Source organism: Allobosea sp. OAE752 (assembly GCF_050433265.1).
Taxonomy (GTDB): Bacteria; Pseudomonadota; Alphaproteobacteria; order Rhizobiales; family Beijerinckiaceae; genus Allobosea; species Allobosea spartocytisi.
In genome coordinates this window covers 889,374-906,819 of record NZ_JBNPXO010000001.1, presented here as the reverse complement: position 1 = coordinate 906,819, position 17,446 = coordinate 889,374, and the positions used below count along the sequence as shown (strand labels likewise).

The window sequence follows — 17,446 nt, the reverse complement described above, 5'->3', positions numbered from 1 at the left end:
AGCATCGGACCATCAGAGATAAAAAAGGGCCCGCAAGGGCCCTTTTTCTTGTCTGCGGTGCTCTCCGGGGTGGTCAGGCGATGCCGAGTTCCGCGGGCGCCTCGGACGGCATGAGGGCGTCGCCTTCCCGCAGCGTTCCGCCGGCAATGATGCGGCAATAGATGCCGCAATCGACATGGCCGTAATTCTTCATCAGCGCCTTCGGGATCTGCATGTCGCGGGCGCCGGTATCCGGGTCGACATTGGTCGCGGCGCAACGCTCGATCCGCTTGATGACCTGTAGCTTCAGGCCGTCCGGCCCGGCGAGGTCGCGGCCGACGAGGTCGTTTTCCCCCCAGGCCGAAAGCCCGCTCACCATCAGGTTGCCGCGGAAGCGCAGCGGATCGACCGGCCGTCCGAGCCGCCCTTCGAGATCGGCGACGCTGGCGAGGTTGATGATCGAGACGAAGCCGGAGCGGGAATCGGTGAAGCGATAGGTTGAGGGCGCCGTCAGCAGTTTCGGCTCCCCGCGCAGCTCGTCCGGCATGAAACTCTCGAAGAAGCGGGCGAGCGCGGCGTGGCCCTCTTCGGTGGCCATGGGGGCACGCAAAGCCTCCTTGCCCTCGTGCCGGATGACGAGATCGCCGCTGGCATCGTCGTAGCGCGTGCGCAGCCGCGCCAGCGATTCGTTGCGCATCAGCATGAGGTATTTGATCTTCGGCTGATGCACCGGCTCGGCCGGGTCGAAACCCGAAGGGCCGTTCTCGATGGCGAAGAGCCGATCGCCCGGAAAATAGCCGCCTGCCGGCAGGGTGGCCTGCGACAGGCGCTCCGGCGAAAGCCCCTTCACGGGATAGCGGTAAAGCGTCTCGATGCGCATGATCTGTCCGGCCGTTGCAATCTGCCGGACGATAGCCGCCTTCAGGCGCCCTGACAGATCAAATTCTGTATCCGTTTCGATCAAGCGTCCGCATCGTCTTCTCCATCCGCGACCGAACGCTGGCAGCCCCAGCCGGCCAGCACCGCATCGGTTTCGTCGGCGACGAAGAAGCGGGCGGCATCGCGGTCATAGCCCTCGCCCAGCAGACGCTCGTAATCGGTATGGACGTGGCGGACATGGCTGCCGAGCGCGAGCCACAGTGCCGTCGAAGGCGGCAGGTCCTTCATGTGGCGCCGCTCCGCCAGGGTGATCACCGCCTCTGCGTCGGAAAGCGGGATGCCCGGTGCCAGCGCTCTCAACGCCCGACGAATCGCCTGCTGTCGCTTGGTCCCGGCCATGCCCGATCTGCGCCTGGCGCGAGGCCGAGGTCAATTGCATCGCCCCCTCTTCCGTTGCGCCAATGTCACACTATCTTGGGAGGCGAAGGGCGGCCCATCGCGGCGCCCTATCCTGATGAAAGGCAGCGGGTCTTGCGTCGCTACGGGGCGCGGCCTGCGGGCGGAGTGATCTGAATGAACATTGAAAAATATACGGATCGGGCGAAGGGCTTCCTCCAGGCGGCGCAGACGATCGCGCTGCGCGAGGGCAACCAGCAATTCACCCCCGAGCATCTGCTCAAGGCGTTGCTCGACGACAATGAAGGCATGGCGGCGGGTCTCATCGACCGGGCCGGCGGCCAGTCGCGCCTCGCGCTGCAGCTTGTCGACCAGGCGCTGGCGAAGCTGCCGAAGGTCTCGGGCGGCTCGGGCGGCCTCAACCTGACGCCGGGTCTCGCCCGCGTCTTCGACACCGCCGAGAAGGCGGCCGAGAAGGCCGGCGACAGTTTCGTCACGGTCGAGCGGCTTTTGCTCGCGCTCGCGATCGAGAAGGACACCGAAGCCGGCAAGGCGCTGTCGAAGGCCGGCGTCACCCCGCAGGCGCTGAATGCCGCGATCGAGGCGATCCGCAAGGGCCGCAACGCCGATTCCGCTTCGGCCGAGCAGGCCTATGACGCGCTGAAGAAATATGCCCGTGACCTCACGGCCGCGGCGCGCGAGGGCAAGCTCGACCCGGTGATCGGCCGCGACGAGGAGATCCGCCGCACCATCCAGGTCCTCTCGCGCCGGACTAAGAACAATCCCGTCCTGATCGGTGAGCCCGGCGTCGGCAAGACCGCCATCGCCGAGGGCCTCGCCTTGCGCATCGTCAATGGCGACGTGCCCGAGAGCCTGAAGGACAAGGAACTGCTTGCCCTCGACATGGGCTCGCTCATCGCCGGCGCGAAATATCGCGGCGAGTTCGAGGAGCGGCTGAAGGCGGTGCTGACCGAGGTTTCGTCCTCGGATGGCGGCATCATCCTGTTCATCGACGAGATGCACACCCTCGTCGGCGCCGGCAAGACCGACGGCGCGATGGATGCGTCGAACCTGCTGAAGCCGGCGCTCGCGCGCGGCGAACTGCACTGCATCGGCGCGACCACGCTCGACGAGTATCGCAAATATGTCGAGAAGGATGCGGCGCTGGCGCGGCGCTTCCAGCCGGTCTTCGTCGACGAGCCGACGGTCGAGGACACCATCTCGATCCTGCGCGGCCTGAAGGAGAAATACGAGCAGCATCACCGCGTCCGCATCACGGATTCGGCGCTGGTCTCGGCGGCGACCCTGTCGAACCGCTACATCACCGACCGCTTCCTGCCGGACAAGGCGATCGACCTTGTCGACGAGGCCTCGGCGCGCCTGCGCATGCAGGTCGATTCCAAGCCCGAGGAGCTGGATTCGATCGACCGCGAGATCGTCCGTCTCAAGATCGAGCAGGAGGCGCTCAAGAAGGAGAACGACGCCGGCTCGAAGGAGCGGCTGAAGCGGCTCGAATCCGAACTGGCCGATCTGGAGTCGCGCTCCGACACCATCACGGCCAAGTGGAAAGCCGAGAAGGACAAGCTCGGCCACGCCGCCGAGCTGAAAACCAAGCTCGACAACGCCCGCAACGAACTCGCCCAGGCGCAGCGCAAGGGCGAGTATCAGCGGGCGGGCGAGCTTGCCTATGGCGAGATCCCCGGGCTCGAGAAGCAACTCGCCGAGGTCGAGGAGAAGGGCGAGGGCGCCGGCATGGTCGAGGAGGCGGTGACGCCTGACCATGTCGCGCAGGTCGTCAGCCGCTGGACCGGCGTGCCGGTCGATCGCATGCTCGAAGGCGAGAGGGAGAAGCTGCTCCGCATGGAGGAGGTTCTGGGCTCCCGCGTCGTCGGGCAGCGCGAGGCGGTGGAGGCGGTCTCGACCGCGGTCCGTCGTGCGCGGGCCGGCCTGCAGGATCCCAACCGTCCGATCGGCTCCTTCATGTTCCTCGGCCCGACCGGCGTCGGCAAGACGGAGCTGACCAAGGCGCTGGCATCCTTCCTGTTCGACGACGACACCGCGCTCCTGCGCATCGACATGTCCGAGTACATGGAGAAGCACTCGGTCGCCCGGCTGATCGGCGCGCCTCCCGGCTATGTCGGCTATGAGGAGGGCGGGGCGCTGACGGAGGCGGTCCGCCGCCGGCCCTATCAGGTCGTGCTCTTCGACGAGATCGAGAAGGCGCATCCGGACGTGTTCAACGTCCTGCTGCAGGTTCTCGACGATGGCCGCCTGACCGATGGCCAGGGCCGCACGGTCGATTTCCGCAACGTGTTGATCATCATGACCTCGAATCTCGGTTCGGAGTTCCTGGTGAACCAGCCCGAGGGGCAGGACAGTGATGCGGTGCGCGACGAGGTGATGGGCGTGGTTCGCCACGCCTTCCGGCCCGAGTTCCTGAACCGGATCGACGACATCATCCTGTTCCATCGCCTGCGGCGGAAGGACATGGACGCCATCGTCGATATCCAGATGGCCCGGCTGCAGAAGCTGCTGACCGATCGCAAGATCACGCTCGAGCTCTCGAAGGAGGCGCGCGAGTGGCTGGCCGACAAGGGTTATGACCCCGCCTATGGCGCGCGCCCGCTGAAGCGCGTGATCCAGAAGTTCGTTCAGGATCCGCTGGCGGAAGCCATCCTGGCCGGCGAGATCGTCGATGGCGAGACGGTGCCGATCACCGTCGGTCCGGGCTCGCTGATGCTGGGCCATGTCGCGGCCGTTAAGGAGAAGCGGCCCGTGGGTGTGGCGCTGAACTGAAATCGCGAGCGCCCTTCTCCCCTCGGGGAGAAGGTGTCTGGGGAGCAGGCGGATGAGGGAAGGGTCGCGCAAGCGGCCCTTTTCTTTGCCTGTTGCGTCGCCCTCATCCGTCAGCGCTGCGCGCTGCCACCTTCTCCGCGTATGTCGGATGTTTCCGACATACGCTCTCCAGAAGCCGGTCTGGGGCAAGCCCGAGACCGGTGAGGAGAAGGATTCACCCCCGCTTCAGCAGAAACACCGCCTGGGCGCCGAACAGGTTCCAGAACCACCACGGCGCCTTGACGCCGACCTTGCCGCCGGCGGCGTCGAGCGCCACCGCGCGTTCCTTTTCCGCGCCGATCAGGTCGCAGAGCGCGACGAAATCGCGGATCGTGCAGAAATGGATGTTGGGCGTGTCCCACCAGCTATAGGGCAGGGCCTCGGTCACCGGCATATGCCCCTGGAAGAACACCTGCGAGCGCATCCGCCAATGCCCGAAATTCGGGAAGGAAACGATGGCGCGACGGCCGATCCTGAGCATCTGCTCCAGCACGAGGCGCGGATTGCGCGTCGCCTGAATCGTCTGGGACAGGATGACATAGTCGAACGAGTCGTTGGGGTAGTCGGCGAGATCGGTGTCGGCGTCGCCCTGGATCACCGAGAGCCCGCGCGCCACGCAATCGGCCACGCCCTCGCGCGAGAGCTCGATCCCGCGCGCATCGACGTTGCGGGTCTCCGCGAGCAGTGCCAGCAGCGCCCCGTCGCCGCAGCCGACATCGAGCACGCGCGTGCCGGGCTGCACCATCTCGGCGACGAGCTTGAGGTCGATGCGGTTCGTCTGATTGTCCGGGAGGGTCATGCTCAGAGTCCCCGCGCCCGTGCCGCCGCGCCGATGAAGCCGCGCGTCGTGGCGAACAGATTGGGCTCTTCCAGCAGGAAGGCGTCGTGGCCCTTGTCGCTCTCCAGCTCGACGAAGGAGACCGAAGCGCCGGCCGCGTTGAGCGCATGCACGATGGCGCGGGAATCCGCCGTAGGGAACAGCCAGTCCGAGGTGAAGGAGGCCACGCAGAAGCGCGTCTTCGTGCCTGCGAAGGCGCGCGCCAGAACTCCGTCATGGTCGTCGGCGAGGTCGAAATAATCCATCGCCCGCGTGACGTAGAGATAGGAATTGGCGTCGAAGCGCTCGACGAAGCTCAGGCCCTGATGGCGCAGATAGCTCTCGACCTGAAAGTCGGCGTCGAAGGAGAAGGTCGGCGCCTCCCTGTCCTGCAGCTTGCGGCCGAATTTGCGGTGCAGCGCCTGCTCGGAGAGATAGGTGATATGCGCTCCCATCCGGGCGACCGACAATCCTTTGGAAGGCCGGGTGCCTTCTTCGAGATAGCGTCCCTGGCGCCAGTCCGGGTCGGCCATCACCGCCTGCCGGCCGACCTCGTGGAAGGCGATGTTCTGCGCCGAATGCTTGGCGCCGGTCGCCAGCGGCAGCGCCGAGAACACACGGCCCGGATAGCTCGCCGCCCATTGCAGCACCTGCATGCCGCCCATCGAGCCGCCGGCGACGCAGAACAGCGTCTCGATGCCGAGCGAGTCGATCAATGCCGCCTGCGCCCGCACCATGTCGCGGATGGTGACGACCGGGAAGGACAGGCCCCAGGGCTTGCCCGTCGCCGGATTGGTCGAGGCCGGGCCGGTCGTGCCCGTGCAGCCGCCAACGACATTGGCGCAGATCACGAAGAAGCGGTCGGTATCGATCGGCTTGCCCGGTCCGATCATCGCGGTCCACCAGCCGCCCTTGCCGGTGATCGGGTTGCGGCTCGCGACATATTGGTCGCCGGTCAGGGCGTGGCAGACCAACACCGCGTTGGATTTCTCGGCGTTGAGCTCGCCATAGGTCTGGTAGGCGATCTGCCAATGGTCGAGCACGACGCCGCAATCCATCAATAGCGGCGCTTCAGGCCCGAAGCGCGCGACCGGGCTCGAAGGCTCGTTGGCTTCCTTCAGCGGGTCGGCGAGGCTGGGGGAGAGATCGCTCATATCGTCCGTTTCGGCAGTGTTATTTGTCTTGCCGGTCCAAGCGTTCGGAAAATCGAACTCTAGCGATGCCGTGTCGAGACGCCTCTGTCAACGCGGGACTGCGCAGCCGGCTTTGCCAAGGCGCGGCGGGAGCGCTAAGGAGCGTGGCCTTGCCGGAAAGCGCGTTGCCATGACCGAAGCCGCCCCGACCACCCTTGCCGATCTGCGCAGCGAAATCGACCGCATCGACAGCACGATGCATGCGCTGCTGATGGAGCGTTCGCAGATCATCGAGACGCTGATCTCGATCAAGAAGACGCAGGCCTCCGGTTCCGCCTTCCGCCCCGGCCGCGAGGCCGACATCATGAAGCGGCTCGCGCTCAGCCATAAGGGCCTCCTGCCGCTCGACACCGTCGAGAGCGTCTGGCGCATCATCATCGCCACCTTCACCTATGTGCAGGCGCCTTATTCGGTCCATGCCGATGTTTCGGGCGGCGACCCGGCGATGCGTGATTCCGCCCGCTTCCATTTCGGCTTCACGGTGCCTTTCGTCCCGCATGAGGACGCCCGCGCCGTGATCCGCGCCGTCGCCGAATCCGCCGGCGATCTCGGCATCTTCCGCATGGATCAGTGCGCCAGCGCCGGCATCTGGTGGCGCGACCTGATCGGGCCGGATGCGCCGAAGATCATCGCGCGTCTGCCCTTCGTCGAGCGCCCGGACCATCCGGCCGGCACGCCGGTCTACTGCATCGCCAAGCCGCTGGCGGACGCCGCGGTGCGCGAGATCGTGCTCTATGCCGCCCGTGTCGAGCGCTGGTCGGAGGCGCTGCGCCACGGTCTTGCAGAGCATCTGGCCGAGGTCTCGGCCTCGGCTGCCGACGGCTCGCATCTGTCGCTGCTGGTCGCCGCCTCCGGCGAGGTCGATCAGGCGGCGATCCGGGCTGCGCTCGCACCCGCTGGTCTCAGCGACTTCTCGGAGGTCGGCAGCCACGCCGCCCGTTTCGCCGTCAAATCCGCCCGTTCGTGAACGCTCTCACGTATCGCCTCTGATCCGCCGTCGTCATCCCGGGCAAGCGCAGCGCAGACCCGGGATCCATCGTAGAGTGCATCGCCCTCCGATGGATTCCGGGTCTCCCTCCGGTCGCCCGGAATGACGGGGAAGGATCGAACCGAAAGACCGATAGATGACCGCCTCCCGCCCCGTGCCCCGTCCCGGCGTCCTCGAGATCGAGGCTTATGTTCCCGGCAAATCCGCCGCGCCCGCCGGCGTGAAGCTGCACAAGCTCTCCTCCAACGAGACCCCGCTGGGTCCGAGCCCGAAGGCGATCGCGGCCTTCGAGGGCGTCGCCGCCAAGCTGGAGCTCTACCCCGATGGCTCGTCGAGCCGGCTCAAGCAGGCGATCGCCGGCCGCTACGGCCTCGATCCCCAGCGGATCATCTGCGGCAATGGCTCCGACGAACTGCTCGAACTCGTCACCAAGGCCTATCTGGGCGAGGGCGATGAGGGCATCTACAGCCAGTACGGCTTCCTGGTCTATCGCATCGCGATCCTTGCCGCCGGCGGCAAGCCGGTCGTCGTGTCCGAGAAGAATTATACGGCCGATGTCGACGCCATCCTCGCGGCGGTGACGCCGAAGACGAAGATCGTCTTCCTCGCCAATCCCAACAATCCGACCGGCACCTATCTGCCCTTCGATCAGGTGAAGCGCCTGCAGGCCGGCCTGCCGCCGCATGTCCTGCTGGTGCTCGACGCGGCCTATGCCGAATATGTCCGGCGCAACGACTATGCGTCGGGCCTCGAGCTTGTCGCCGAGAGCGAGAACGTCGTGATGACGCGGACCTTCTCGAAGATCTACGGCCTCGCCAATCTGCGCATCGGCTGGCTCTACGGGCCTGCCCATGTCATCGACGCGCTGGAGCGCATCCGCGGCCCCTTCAACGTCAACGGAGCCGCCATCGAGGCCGGTGCCGCCGCCGTCGCCGACGAGGCCCATGTCGCGGCCGCGATCGAGCACAACGACAAATGGCTCGCCTGGGCGACCGCCGAGATCGAGAAGCTCGGCCTCGCGGTCACGCCCTCGGTCGGCAACTTCATCCTGATCCATTTCCCGAAGACGCCGGGCAAGACCGCCAAGGAGGCCGACGCCTTCCTGACCCGGCGCGGTCTCATCCTGCGCGCCGTCGGCGGCTATGGCTTGCCGGACGCGCTGCGCATGACCATCGGCTCCGAGGAGGCGAACCGCCTCGTCGTCGCCGCGCTCGCAGACTTCCTCGCGGGCAAGGCCTGACGCCGATGGCGGAGAGCTTCGCGCCGCGCCGCGCCACACCGGTCTTCACCCGCCTCGCTATCATCGGCATCGGGCTGATCGGCTCCTCGATCGCGCGGGCGGCGAAGGAGCTGAACCTCGCCGGCACGATCGTGCTGGCCGACCAGGACGTGGCCGTGCGCCAGCGGGCGCGCGAGCTCGATCTCGGCCATGCCGTCGCTGATACGGCGGCCGAGGCGGCTGATGGCGCCGATCACATCATCCTCTGCGTGCCGGTCGGCGCCTGCGGTTCGGTGGCGGCCGAAATCGCGCCTTCGCTCAAAGCGGGCGCGATCGTCTCCGATGTCGGCTCGGTCAAGGGCTCGGTCGTCGACGCCGTCCTGCCGCATCTGCCCGAGGGCGTGTCCTTCGTGCCGGCCCACCCGGTGGCGGGCACCGAGAATTCCGGCCCCGATGCCGGCTTCCCGAGCCTCTTCCTCAATCGCTGGTGCATCCTGACGCCGCCGGAAGGTACCGATGCGGCTGCCATCGCGAAAACCCGCCAGTTCTGGGAGGGGATGGGTGCGCTGGTCGAGGTGATGAGCGCGCAGCATCATGACCTCGTGCTCGCCGTCACCAGCCACCTGCCGCATCTCATCGCCTACAACATCGTCGGCACGGCCGAGGATCTGGAGGCGGTGACGCAGTCGGAAGTCATCAAGTTCTCGGCTGGCGGCTTCCGCGATTTCACCCGCATCGCCGCCTCCGACCCGACGATGTGGCGCGACGTCTTCCTGCACAACAAGGAAGCGGTGCTGGAGATGCTCGGCCGCTTCAACGAAGACCTCGCTTTGCTCACCCGCGCCATCCGCTATGGCGACGGCGAGACCTTGCACAAGCACTTCACCCGTACCCGCGCCATCCGCCGCGGCATCGTCGCGCTCGGCCAGGAGAAGCCGGAGACGGAGAAGCTGCGCAAGGATTGAAGGGAGGCGGGATCGCGCCGGAGAATCGCCGGGGCTTCGGTGCTGTGCATGGCACCGCTTGCGGCTTGCCAAGCAGCCCCCCTGCTGGTACAGCGCCACCCGTTGCCGCTTTAGCTCAGCTGGTAGAGCACCTCATTCGTAATGAGGGGGTCGGGGGTTCGAATCCCTCAAGCGGCACCATTTTCCTCTTCGCTGACGTTCACGAACCGACCCAACCGGTCGGTCTTTTCGTGTTTGGCGTTCGCAGACGACATTCGAGGCCAACAGATGGCCCCGACCGACCCTGCGCTTCGAAATGCCAGCCCCTCCGGAAAGACGGTGAGGCTGTCGCACGGGAAGGGTTTTTCAGCTCTCACGCCGAGCGATGATACGCGATGGCGGCGTCTGATAGGTGGGCGCCTCCCGCGGGCGCGCTCTCGGCTGCGGATGCTCGTTGCCCGCGCCAACCAAGTCGCGGTGCGACCAGCTCGACGAAATCCGTCAGGATCTGGCGATGGTCGGCGAGGCTGAAATTGTACGGTAGTTCCAGCCGCAGCGTGTCGACCAGTCGCAGCACCGGATCGGCTTCCAGTCTTTCGACGATGTCCGCGGCCGGCCCGACGATGTCCGGCGCGATCAGCGTCCGCCGCTCGCCCTGCGGCACCAGCGTGCGCGCCTGGCGGCTGGCGGCATAGTCACGATAGCGCTGCCGCGTCCCGGCATCGGCGCCGTCGAGCGGCACGATCACCCGGCCGATGGCGATGCGCGGCTCGGCCGGTCCGCGCCAATGCGTGCGGAAGGTCTCGACATGGCGCCGCTGTGTCTCGAAGAAATCGTCGGTCTCCTCGCCGGTGTTGATATTGCCGAGGAGGAGATGAAAGCCGTTCTCGGACGCCCAGCGGGCGGAGCGCAGCGAGCCGCCGCCATACCAGAGCCGCTGGCGCAAGCCTTGCGCGTGCGGCCGCAGCCGGGGGCGATGCTCGCCGGCTGCCGAGGTGATGCGCGCCTGCGGCTCGCCCAGCCAGTCGCCCGCGATATTGGCCGCCAGGCGCGCGACGCGGGCATGGGAGAAGTCGATGGCCGCCGGGTCGCCGTCGAAGAGGCGTTCTCCCAGCAGCTTGCCGAAGGGCGGCGCCCCGGCGCTCAGGCCGATGTTCAGCCGCCCGCCGGAGAGCACATCGACCAGTGACAGATCCTCCGCCAGCCGGAACGGGTTCTCGTAGCCCATCTGGATGACGGCGCTGCCGAGGCCGATGCGCCGGGTGCGCTGGGTCGCGGCGGCGAGAAAGGCCGCCGCCGAGGAGACACCCGGTTCGAGATGGCGCTGGCGCACCCAGGCGCTCTCGAAACCGAGCGCCTCGCCATATTCGAACAGCGAGAGCGTCTCCTCCAGGCCGGTGCGTGGATCGGCGTCGTCGTAGTTGCCGGGCGTCAGGAAGGCGATGTTGCGGATCGAGAGCTGCGTCATGGCTTTTCAGTATTTCGGCAGGCCGGGCGGGTTGGTCTCGGAACGCGGCAGGGCTTCCTCCTCCAGCCCCCAGCGGGCGAGTGCCTGCCCGTACTTGCCGTTCGCGATCAGGTTGTTGGTCGCGAGCGTCAGCGCGTCGACGAGCCCGCTGCCCTTGCGGGTTGCGATCGCGACATCGGATTTCAGCGGCCAGCCGGCGCTCAAGGTGCCGATGCGCCTGATGTCCTTGTCGCGCGCGGCGATGAAGACGAGTTGCGCGTGGGGCTGGACGATGACGTCCGACCTGCCGGAGCGCAGGGAGACGAGGCGCGCTGCCTCGTCATCGAAAAGCTGGAGTTCGATCGGCTTCAGGCCGGCCGCGACGTTCTGCTTGCTCCACTCGACGAGGATGCGCTCCTGATTGGTGCCGCCGCCGACGGCGATGGTGAGACCGGCGGCGTCTTTCGGCTCCCTGATGCCGGCGATCCTGCTGTCGGCCTTGACGAAGAAGCCGTGCAGCCCTTGCCGGTAGGTCGAGAAGTCGAACTTCTCCTTGCGCTGCTCGGTGACGCCGACATTGGAGATGACCGCGTCGTATTTCCCGGAGGCGAGGCCGAGCGGCCAATCGGCCCAGGCCACGGGGACGAGATTCAGCTTCAGGCCGAGGCTGCCGGCGATGAGCAGCGCGAAGTCGGGATCGGCTCCGATCACCGTCTTCGCATCGGTGGCATAGGTCGCGAGCGGGGGCCCGCCGGGGCTGATCCCGATGGTGAGCACACCGGGCTCGGCGAAGGCATAGTTGTTCGGGATGCGCGCGACGGCCGCCGGGTCCTTCTCGGCACGGATACGACCGGGCTGCTCCGGGCCGAGATCGAAGGGCGCCTGCTGGGCGAAGGCGGGCAGGCTCGTGGTGCTGAGCGCGCCGACGAGAAGCGACAGGAGTGTCCGTCGCGGAATCATGATGAACTCCAGTCCTGAAAGATCGATGGGGTGCTGGCCGCGGCTCAAGCCTTCGGCAGGCCGGGCGGATTGGTGCGCGATTGAGCGATCGCCTCGGCCGTCAGGTTCCAGCGGGCGAGCACCTTGGCGTAGTTGCCGTTCCCGATCTGGGTGTTGAGCGCGCGGGTGATCGCGTCGGCGAGGCCCGCGCCCTTGCGCGTCGTGACGGCGATCTCGGCCAGTTCTGGCCAGCCGCCGCTGAAATTCCCGGCGAGCCGCGTCTTGCCTTCCTGCGCGGCCTTGAAGCTCAGCAGGGCATTGGGGCCGAGATAGGCATCGGCGCGGCCGGATTCGAGCGCGAGATAGAGAACGACGTCGTCGTCGTAATACTGGATATCGACCGGCTTCAGCCCGGCCTTGGTGTTGGCCTCGTTCCAGCGAAGCAGGATCTGCTCCTGGTTGGTGCCGGAGGAGACGATGACCTTCAGCCCCGCCACGTCACGCGGCTCGCGGATGACGATCTCGTTGCCCTTCTTCACATAGAAGCCGAGCAGGTCCTTGCGGTAGGTCGAGAAGTCGAACTTCTCCTTGCGCTGCTCGGTGACCGTGACGTTGGAGATGACCGCGTCGAACTTGCCCGAGACCACGCCGAGCGGCCAGTCGGCCCAGGCCGTGGTGACGATCTCGAGCTTGCGGCCGAGGGCGTCGGCAACAAGCTGCGCGATCTCCGCCTCCGCGCCGATGACCGTCCTGTTGTCGGTCGCGAAACCGCTGAAGGGAAAGCGCCCGGTATTGTTGCCGACGGTGAAGACGCCGTCCTTGGCGAATTTGGCATCCCCGGCGATGAGCCTGATCGCCTCCTCGTCGCGCTGGGCGCGGGGACGGCCCGGCTGTTCGGGCGAGAGGTCGATTGCCTGCTGGGCGAAGGCCCCGGCGGGGATGAGCGCGGAAGAAGCCGCACCGGCGAAAAGGGCGAGCGAAGCGCGTCTGGTCAGCATGATCGTGTTCCTTGTCCGAAAACTTTGAGCGTCAGAGCACCTTGGCGAGGAATTCGCGGGTGCGGGGATGGTCGGGCTCGCCCAGCACCTTGGCCGGCGCGCCGGTCTCGAGGATGCGGCCGGCCTCCATGAAGACGACCTGATCGGCGACCTCGCGGGCGAAGCCGATCTCATGGGTGACGATGACGAGCGTCGTGCCGGAGCGGGCGAGTTCCTTGATGACGTCGAGCACCTCGCCGACGAGCTCGGGGTCCAGCGCCGAGGTCGGCTCGTCGAAGAGCAGGACCTTGGGTTTCAAGGCGAGCGCGCGGGCGATGGCGACGCGCTGCTGCTGGCCGCCGGAGAGCTGGCGCGGATAGGCATCGACCTTGTCGGCGAGGCCGACGCGGGCAAGCAGCTCCCGCGCCTCGGCCAGCGCCTGTTCGCGGGAGAGGCCACGCACCGTCACCGGCGCCTCGGCGATGTTCTCGATCGCGGTGAGATGGGGGAAGAGGTTGAAGTTCTGGAAGACCATGCCGACGTCGATGCGGCGCTTCAGGATGTCCTTCTCCTTCAGTTCGTAGAGCGTCTCGCCGTCCTGCCGGTAGCCGATCAATTCGCCGTCGATGGCGATGAAGCCTTCGTCGACCCGCTCCAGATGGTTGATCGCGCGCAGCAGCGTCGATTTGCCCGAGCCGGACTGGCCGATGATGGCGGTGACGCTGCCCGGCTTCAGCGCGAGGCCGACATCGTCGAGCACCTTGAGCGGGCCGAAGCTCTTCGAGACGTGGCTGATGCGGATCTCGCCGCCGCGACGCGGCGACAGCGTCGCGAGCGAGGCCGCGTCCTGCCGGCTGGCGACCGGTGCCGGCGCGGCGAAGGCGGTGCTCGTGTTGTCTCGGCCGCGGCCGAGCCAGCGCAGGGCGCCATCGATCGCCGATGGCGGTGGGTTGCGCAGCGCGCCGCGGGCGTAGTGGCGCTCGATATGGCGCTGGAAGAAGGAGAGGACGCTGAGGATGACGAGGTACCAGACCGTCGCCACCATCAGCAGCGGGATCACCTCGAGATTGCGCCGGTAGATGACCTGGATGGTGTAGAACAGCTCCGGCAGGGCGAGGATGTAGACCTGGCTGGTGCCCTTCGCGAGGCTGATGATCTCGTTGAAGGCGGTCGGCAGGATCGAGCGCATCGCCTGCGGCAGCACGATGCGCGAGATCTGGCGGCGTCTCGGCAGGCCGAGCGCGGCGGCGGCCTCGTGCTGGCCCTGATCGACGGACAGGATGCCGCCGCGCACGATCTCGGATGAGAAGGCGGCGGCGTTGAGCGTGAGCCCCAGCACGGCGGCGAGGAACGGCGTGATGAGCTGCGTCGTCTGCCAGGAGCCGAAGCTGATATCGGTGAAGGGGATGCCCAGCCAGATCGTGCTGTAGAGATAGCCGAGATTGTTCAGGATCAGCAGCAGCACGATCAGCGGGATCGAGCGGAAGAGCCAGACATAGCCCCAGGACAGGGACGCCAGCAACGGCGAGCCCGAGACCCGCGCCAGCGCCAGCAGCGTCCCGAGCAGGAAGCCGAACACCGTGCCGAGCAGCGTCAGCAGGAGTGTGCGTCCGAGGCCGACCAGCACGGGCTCGGCAAAGAACCACTCGGCGAAGACGTCCCAGCCCCAGCGCGGATTCGACAGCACCGAATTCAGGATCGCGAAGATCACGACGCCTGCGAAGACCGTGCCGATGATCCGCCCGGGATAGCGGGCCGGCACGATCCGGTAGCGGCTGAAGTCGCGCCCGGGCGCTGGCTGATGGGCGTGCGAGGGCAGGCCCGCGAAGTCGCTGGCGAGGGTCATGTCGGATCTTTCGGGCTGAAGGCGGTGTGTTGGTGCGGCCGTCAGGCCGCGTCGAGCGATCGGTGGCTTTCCGATGGCGGGGCCCGTCTCGACGGCGTGACCGAAAGTGCCTTCTCGAATGGCAGGATGCCATAGGTCTCGGGGTCGACGGTCAGGTCGAACAGGGCCGTATAGCCGGCGCCCAGATAAAGCGCCTTGGCCTCGGGTTGGCGGAAGCCGGTGGTCAGATAGATTTTGTCGTAGCCTTGGCGGACCGCCTGCTGTTCCAGCTCTTCGACGATGCGGCGGGCCAATCCCTGGCGGCGCAGCGCGGCATCGGTCCAGACCCGCTTGAGCTCGGCGGTATGGGAGTCGTAGCGCTTGAAGGCGCCGCCGGCGACCGCCCGGCCATCCCGCAGGAGCAGCACGAAATTACCGTCCGGCGGAGCGAAAAGCGCGGCGGGGTAGCGGCTCATCTCGGCGCCGGGCGGGTCGCCGAAATAGCTGCCGTAGCGGGTTGCGTATTCCCAGGTCAGCTGCTCGACGAGCGGCTGCGCGCGCGGGTCGAGCGGGGTGGTGTAGACGAACTGATCGGCCATCTCCGGAGCCTTTCTCACAAGCGGTGGCGGCGATCTCAGCCCGCTCTGCGCACGGTTTGCGCGGGGGCATTGCGCGCATGGCGGCTCTCGCGACGCGGCAGGCCGAGATGATCGCGCAAGGTCTGGCCCGGCAGGCTGCGGTCATAGACGCCGCGCTCTTCCAGGACGGGAATGACAAGCGCGATGAAGTCGTCGAGACCTTCTCCGAGGACCGGGAAGCCGAGCACGAAGCCGTCGGCCGCCCGCTTCTCGACGCGCTCGATGAGGCGGCCGGCAACCTCCTCTGCCGAGCCGATCAGGTCCGTGCGCGGCGTCGCGGCTTCCAGCGCCGCCTCGCGCAACGTCTGTCGCTTGAGCACCGCGTTGCGCTTGATGCGGTCCGTGGTCGAGCGGAAGCTGTTCTTGCCGATATCGCCGAGATCCGGGAAGGGGGCATCGAGCGGATAGGCGCTGAAGTCGTGATGGTCGAAGAAGCGGCCGAGATAGGCGAGCGCGTCCTCGATCGAGATCAGCGCCCGGATCGCGCGATATTTCTCCTCGGCTTCGGCCGGGGTGCGGCCGACGATCGGACCCGCGCCCGGAAACAGCTTCACCTCGTCGGCGCTGCGGCCCTGCGCCACCGCGCTGGTCTTGATGGCGCGATACAGCGCCTGGGCCTCCTCCAGCGGGACATGGTTGGCGAAGACCGCATCTGCATGCTTGCCCGCCAGTCCGATGCCTGCTTCGGAGGCGCCGGCCTGGAACAGCACGGGCTGCCCCTGCGGCGAGCGCTGGATGTTCAGCGGCCCCTCGACCTGGAAGAAGCGGCCCTTGTAGCCGAGCGTATGCAGCTTCTCGCGGTCGAAGAAGCGGCCGGTCTCGCGGTCGCGCGGGAAGGCGTCGTCATCCCAGGAATCCCACAGGCCCTTGGCGATATCGAGATATTCATGCGCGATCTCGTAGCGCAAAGCATGTTCGGGATGGGGCCGGCTGTAATTGCGGCCCGATCCTTCCAACGGGGATGTCACGGCGTTCCAACCCGCGCGTCCACCGCTGATCAGATCGAGCGAGGCGAATTGCCGGGCGATCGTGAACGGGTCGCTATAGGAGGTCGAGACCGTTCCGACGAGGCCGAGTTTCCGGGTCGCGACCGCCAGCGCCGAGAGAATCGTCAGCGGCTCGAAGCGGTTGAGGAAATGCGGGATCGACTTCTCGTTGATGTAGAGCCCGTCGGCGATGAAGGCGAAGGCGATGCCGTTCTCCTCCGCTTTCCGGGCATTGCGGATGAAGAAGTCCAGATTGACGCTGGCATCCGGCGGATTGCTCGGATGACGCCACGCATTCATGTGGCTGCCGGCGCCCTGCAGCATCACGCCGAAGGTCAGGCGGGGAGTCACGGTGCTCTTGGCCATGGATCTCGTCCTTTCCGAATGATCAGGCTGCGAGCGCCGGCGCTTCGCCGGCCAGCAGCATCACGGACGCGAGCCGCTTCTCGGCGGCGGCGGGCGGTGTATCGATGATGAATTCACGGACGCCGAAGCGTGCCTGCAGCCGCTCCAGCTCGCGGCGAACCTGCTCGGCCGTGCCGGAAACGATCTGCGGCTTGCGGATTTCGGTGTGGTAGGCGACGGCGCCGGCCTGCCGGGCATATTCCGCCGCCTGCTCTTCCGAGCCGAGATTGACGCTGTGGCCATCGTCGAGCGTCACGCGCACGATCTTCAGCGCATCGGTGAGGCTGCGCGCCTCGTCCGCCGATGGCGCGGCGAGAGCCGTCACGGCCAGCAGGACCGGCCCTTTGCCGCCCGCGCCGGCATAGGCTTCGAAGCTCGCCTCTATCGTCTTCTCGTCGCCATTATGCTGGCCGGCGAAGACGAAATTCCAGCCGCGCTCCCCGGCCAGCCTGGCGCTGTCCGGGCTGCCGCCCAGCAGGAAGCGTTCGGGTGAAACGGGCGGCTGCGGCAGAGCGCGCGCTGCCCCTTCCTCCGCGCTGTGGACGCTCAGGAACGTATCGAGCTCGCTCAACTGTGCGCTGAAGTCGTGGGCGGGACCGGATGCGTGGAGGACGCGCAGCGCCCGTGTCGACGCCGGCAACCCGCCGGGCGCGCGCCCGATGCCGAGATCGACCCGCCCCGGAGCGAGCGACGCCAGGACATTGAAGATCTCCGCGACCTTGTAGGGGCTGTAATGCGGCAAGAGGACACCGCCGGAGCCGATCCGGATGCTGCGCGTGCGCGCGGCGAGATAGGCGATCAGCACTTCGGGAGCGGAGCTCGCCAGACCGGGAAAGCCGTGATGCTCGGCGACCCAGAAGCGCGTGTATCCGAGCCGTTCGGCCGTCTGTGCCAGCGCGACCGTGCGTTGCAGCGCGATGGCGGCGTTCTCGCCTTCCGGGATCGGGCTCTTGTCGAGGAGGCTCAGGCGGTAGCTCAT

The 17,446-nt window shown here is 67.1% G+C and carries 15 protein-coding genes and 1 tRNA gene; 5 read left to right on the top strand and 11 right to left on the bottom strand.

Annotated elements, in window-relative coordinates; all coding sequences use genetic code 11:
- Window positions 1-73: 73 nt before the first annotated feature.
- Both GGC47_RS04215 and GGC47_RS04210 read right to left on the bottom strand, forming a co-directional pair.
- On the bottom strand, window positions 74-859 hold the full coding sequence (locus GGC47_RS04215) for an MOSC domain-containing protein (protein WP_370954718.1): 786 nt from the start codon (window positions 857-859) through the stop codon (window positions 74-76).
- Between the two features lie 80 nt (window positions 860-939).
- Complete coding sequence (locus GGC47_RS04210) at window positions 940-1,257, bottom strand: DUF2293 domain-containing protein (protein WP_038360682.1); 318 nt, start codon at window positions 1,255-1,257, stop codon at window positions 940-942.
- 174 nt (window positions 1,258-1,431) lie between these two features.
- Here GGC47_RS04210 and clpB point away from each other — a divergent pair, with 174 nt between their 5' ends.
- Window positions 1,432-4,050 (top strand): ATP-dependent chaperone ClpB, encoded by a 2,619-nt coding sequence (gene clpB / locus GGC47_RS04205; protein WP_142019966.1) that lies wholly within the window; start codon window positions 1,432-1,434, stop codon window positions 4,048-4,050.
- 214 nt (window positions 4,051-4,264) lie between these two features.
- On the opposite strand, the gene metW is transcribed toward clpB, so the two are convergent.
- Both metW and metX read right to left on the bottom strand, forming a co-directional pair.
- On the bottom strand, window positions 4,265-4,888 hold the full coding sequence (metW, locus tag GGC47_RS04200) for a methionine biosynthesis protein MetW (RefSeq protein WP_142019968.1): 624 nt from the start codon (window positions 4,886-4,888) through the stop codon (window positions 4,265-4,267).
- 2 nt (window positions 4,889-4,890) lie between these two features.
- Window positions 4,891-6,060: a homoserine O-acetyltransferase MetX gene (gene metX, locus GGC47_RS04195; RefSeq protein WP_142019970.1), complete on the bottom strand. Its 1,170-nt coding sequence runs from the start codon at window positions 6,058-6,060 to the stop codon at window positions 4,891-4,893.
- Between the two features lie 169 nt (window positions 6,061-6,229).
- Between metX and GGC47_RS04190 the strand changes: the two genes are divergently transcribed.
- The 4 genes from GGC47_RS04190 to GGC47_RS04175 all read left to right on the top strand — a co-directional run bounded on the left by GGC47_RS04190 (window position 6,230) and on the right by GGC47_RS04175 (window position 9,451).
- Window positions 6,230-7,066 carry a chorismate mutase gene (locus GGC47_RS04190; protein WP_429066985.1) on the top strand — a complete coding sequence of 279 codons (837 nt, stop codon included), beginning with the start codon at window positions 6,230-6,232 and terminating at the stop codon, window positions 7,064-7,066.
- Between the two features lie 157 nt (window positions 7,067-7,223).
- The gene (gene hisC, locus GGC47_RS04185) at window positions 7,224-8,327 is read left to right on the top strand and encodes a histidinol-phosphate transaminase (protein WP_142019972.1); all 1,104 of its coding nucleotides are present in this window, start codon (window positions 7,224-7,226) and stop codon (window positions 8,325-8,327) included.
- A gap of 5 nt (window positions 8,328-8,332) precedes the next feature.
- Window positions 8,333-9,271 (top strand): prephenate/arogenate dehydrogenase family protein, encoded by a 939-nt coding sequence (locus GGC47_RS04180; RefSeq protein WP_142019975.1) that lies wholly within the window; start codon window positions 8,333-8,335, stop codon window positions 9,269-9,271.
- Window positions 9,272-9,375: 104 nt separating this feature from the next.
- A tRNA-Thr gene (locus tag GGC47_RS04175) sits at window positions 9,376-9,451 on the top strand.
- A 172-nt stretch (window positions 9,452-9,623) separates the two neighbouring features.
- Here GGC47_RS04175 and GGC47_RS04170 read toward each other — a convergent pair.
- Genes GGC47_RS04170 through GGC47_RS04140 form a run of 7 tightly spaced genes read right to left on the bottom strand, consistent with a single transcriptional unit; the run spans window position 9,624 to window position 17,446 of the window.
- Window positions 9,624-10,718 (bottom strand): LLM class flavin-dependent oxidoreductase, encoded by a 1,095-nt coding sequence (locus GGC47_RS04170; RefSeq protein WP_142019983.1) that lies wholly within the window; start codon window positions 10,716-10,718, stop codon window positions 9,624-9,626.
- Between the two features lie 6 nt (window positions 10,719-10,724).
- Window positions 10,725-11,657 (bottom strand): ABC transporter substrate-binding protein, encoded by a 933-nt coding sequence (locus GGC47_RS04165; protein WP_142019985.1) that lies wholly within the window; start codon window positions 11,655-11,657, stop codon window positions 10,725-10,727.
- Window positions 11,658-11,701: 44 nt separating this feature from the next.
- Window positions 11,702-12,634: an ABC transporter substrate-binding protein gene (locus GGC47_RS04160; protein WP_142019989.1), complete on the bottom strand. Its 933-nt coding sequence runs from the start codon at window positions 12,632-12,634 to the stop codon at window positions 11,702-11,704.
- A gap of 31 nt (window positions 12,635-12,665) precedes the next feature.
- The gene (locus GGC47_RS04155) at window positions 12,666-14,459 is read right to left on the bottom strand and encodes an amino acid ABC transporter permease/ATP-binding protein (protein ID WP_133562428.1); all 1,794 of its coding nucleotides are present in this window, start codon (window positions 14,457-14,459) and stop codon (window positions 12,666-12,668) included.
- Window positions 14,460-14,500: 41 nt separating this feature from the next.
- Window positions 14,501-15,037, bottom strand: a complete 537-nt coding sequence (locus GGC47_RS04150) for a GNAT family N-acetyltransferase (RefSeq protein WP_038360707.1) — start codon at window positions 15,035-15,037, stop codon at window positions 14,501-14,503.
- A gap of 35 nt (window positions 15,038-15,072) precedes the next feature.
- Window positions 15,073-16,428: an LLM class flavin-dependent oxidoreductase gene (locus GGC47_RS04145; protein WP_142019991.1), complete on the bottom strand. Its 1,356-nt coding sequence runs from the start codon at window positions 16,426-16,428 to the stop codon at window positions 15,073-15,075.
- Between the two features lie 22 nt (window positions 16,429-16,450).
- Entirely contained in the window at window positions 16,451-17,446 is a 996-nt protein-coding gene (locus tag GGC47_RS04140) for an LLM class flavin-dependent oxidoreductase (protein WP_142019993.1), read from the bottom strand.

Bases quoted from the DNA above. Each gene is read 5' to 3' on its own strand.
- GGC47_RS04180 (WP_142019975.1), top strand. From the start codon at position 8,333: ATGGCGGAGAGCTTCGCGCCGCGCCGCGCCACACCGGTCTTCACCCGC.
- GGC47_RS04150 (WP_038360707.1), bottom strand. From the start codon at position 15,037: ATGGCCGATCAGTTCGTCTACACCACCCCGCTCGACCCGCGCGCGCAG.
- GGC47_RS04190 (WP_429066985.1), top strand. From the start codon at position 6,230: ATGACCGAAGCCGCCCCGACCACCCTTGCCGATCTGCGCAGCGAAATC.
- metW (WP_142019968.1), bottom strand. From the start codon at position 4,888: ATGACCCTCCCGGACAATCAGACGAACCGCATCGACCTCAAGCTCGTC.
- hisC (WP_142019972.1), top strand. From the start codon at position 7,224: ATGACCGCCTCCCGCCCCGTGCCCCGTCCCGGCGTCCTCGAGATCGAG.
- GGC47_RS04210 (WP_038360682.1), bottom strand. From the start codon at position 1,257: ATGGCCGGGACCAAGCGACAGCAGGCGATTCGTCGGGCGTTGAGAGCG.
- GGC47_RS04145 (WP_142019991.1), bottom strand. From the start codon at position 16,428: ATGGCCAAGAGCACCGTGACTCCCCGCCTGACCTTCGGCGTGATGCTG.
- GGC47_RS04140 (WP_142019993.1), bottom strand. From the start codon at position 17,446: ATGAGCTACCGCCTGAGCCTCCTCGACAAGAGCCCGATCCCGGAAGGC.
- GGC47_RS04170 (WP_142019983.1), bottom strand. From the start codon at position 10,718: ATGACGCAGCTCTCGATCCGCAACATCGCCTTCCTGACGCCCGGCAAC.
- GGC47_RS04155 (WP_133562428.1), bottom strand. From the start codon at position 14,459: ATGACCCTCGCCAGCGACTTCGCGGGCCTGCCCTCGCACGCCCATCAG.
- GGC47_RS04215 (WP_370954718.1), bottom strand. From the start codon at position 859: ATGCGCATCGAGACGCTTTACCGCTATCCCGTGAAGGGGCTTTCGCCG.
- GGC47_RS04160 (WP_142019989.1), bottom strand. From the start codon at position 12,634: ATGCTGACCAGACGCGCTTCGCTCGCCCTTTTCGCCGGTGCGGCTTCT.
- clpB (WP_142019966.1), top strand. From the start codon at position 1,432: ATGAACATTGAAAAATATACGGATCGGGCGAAGGGCTTCCTCCAGGCG.
- metX (WP_142019970.1), bottom strand. From the start codon at position 6,060: ATGAGCGATCTCTCCCCCAGCCTCGCCGACCCGCTGAAGGAAGCCAAC.
- GGC47_RS04165 (WP_142019985.1), bottom strand. From the start codon at position 11,657: ATGATTCCGCGACGGACACTCCTGTCGCTTCTCGTCGGCGCGCTCAGC.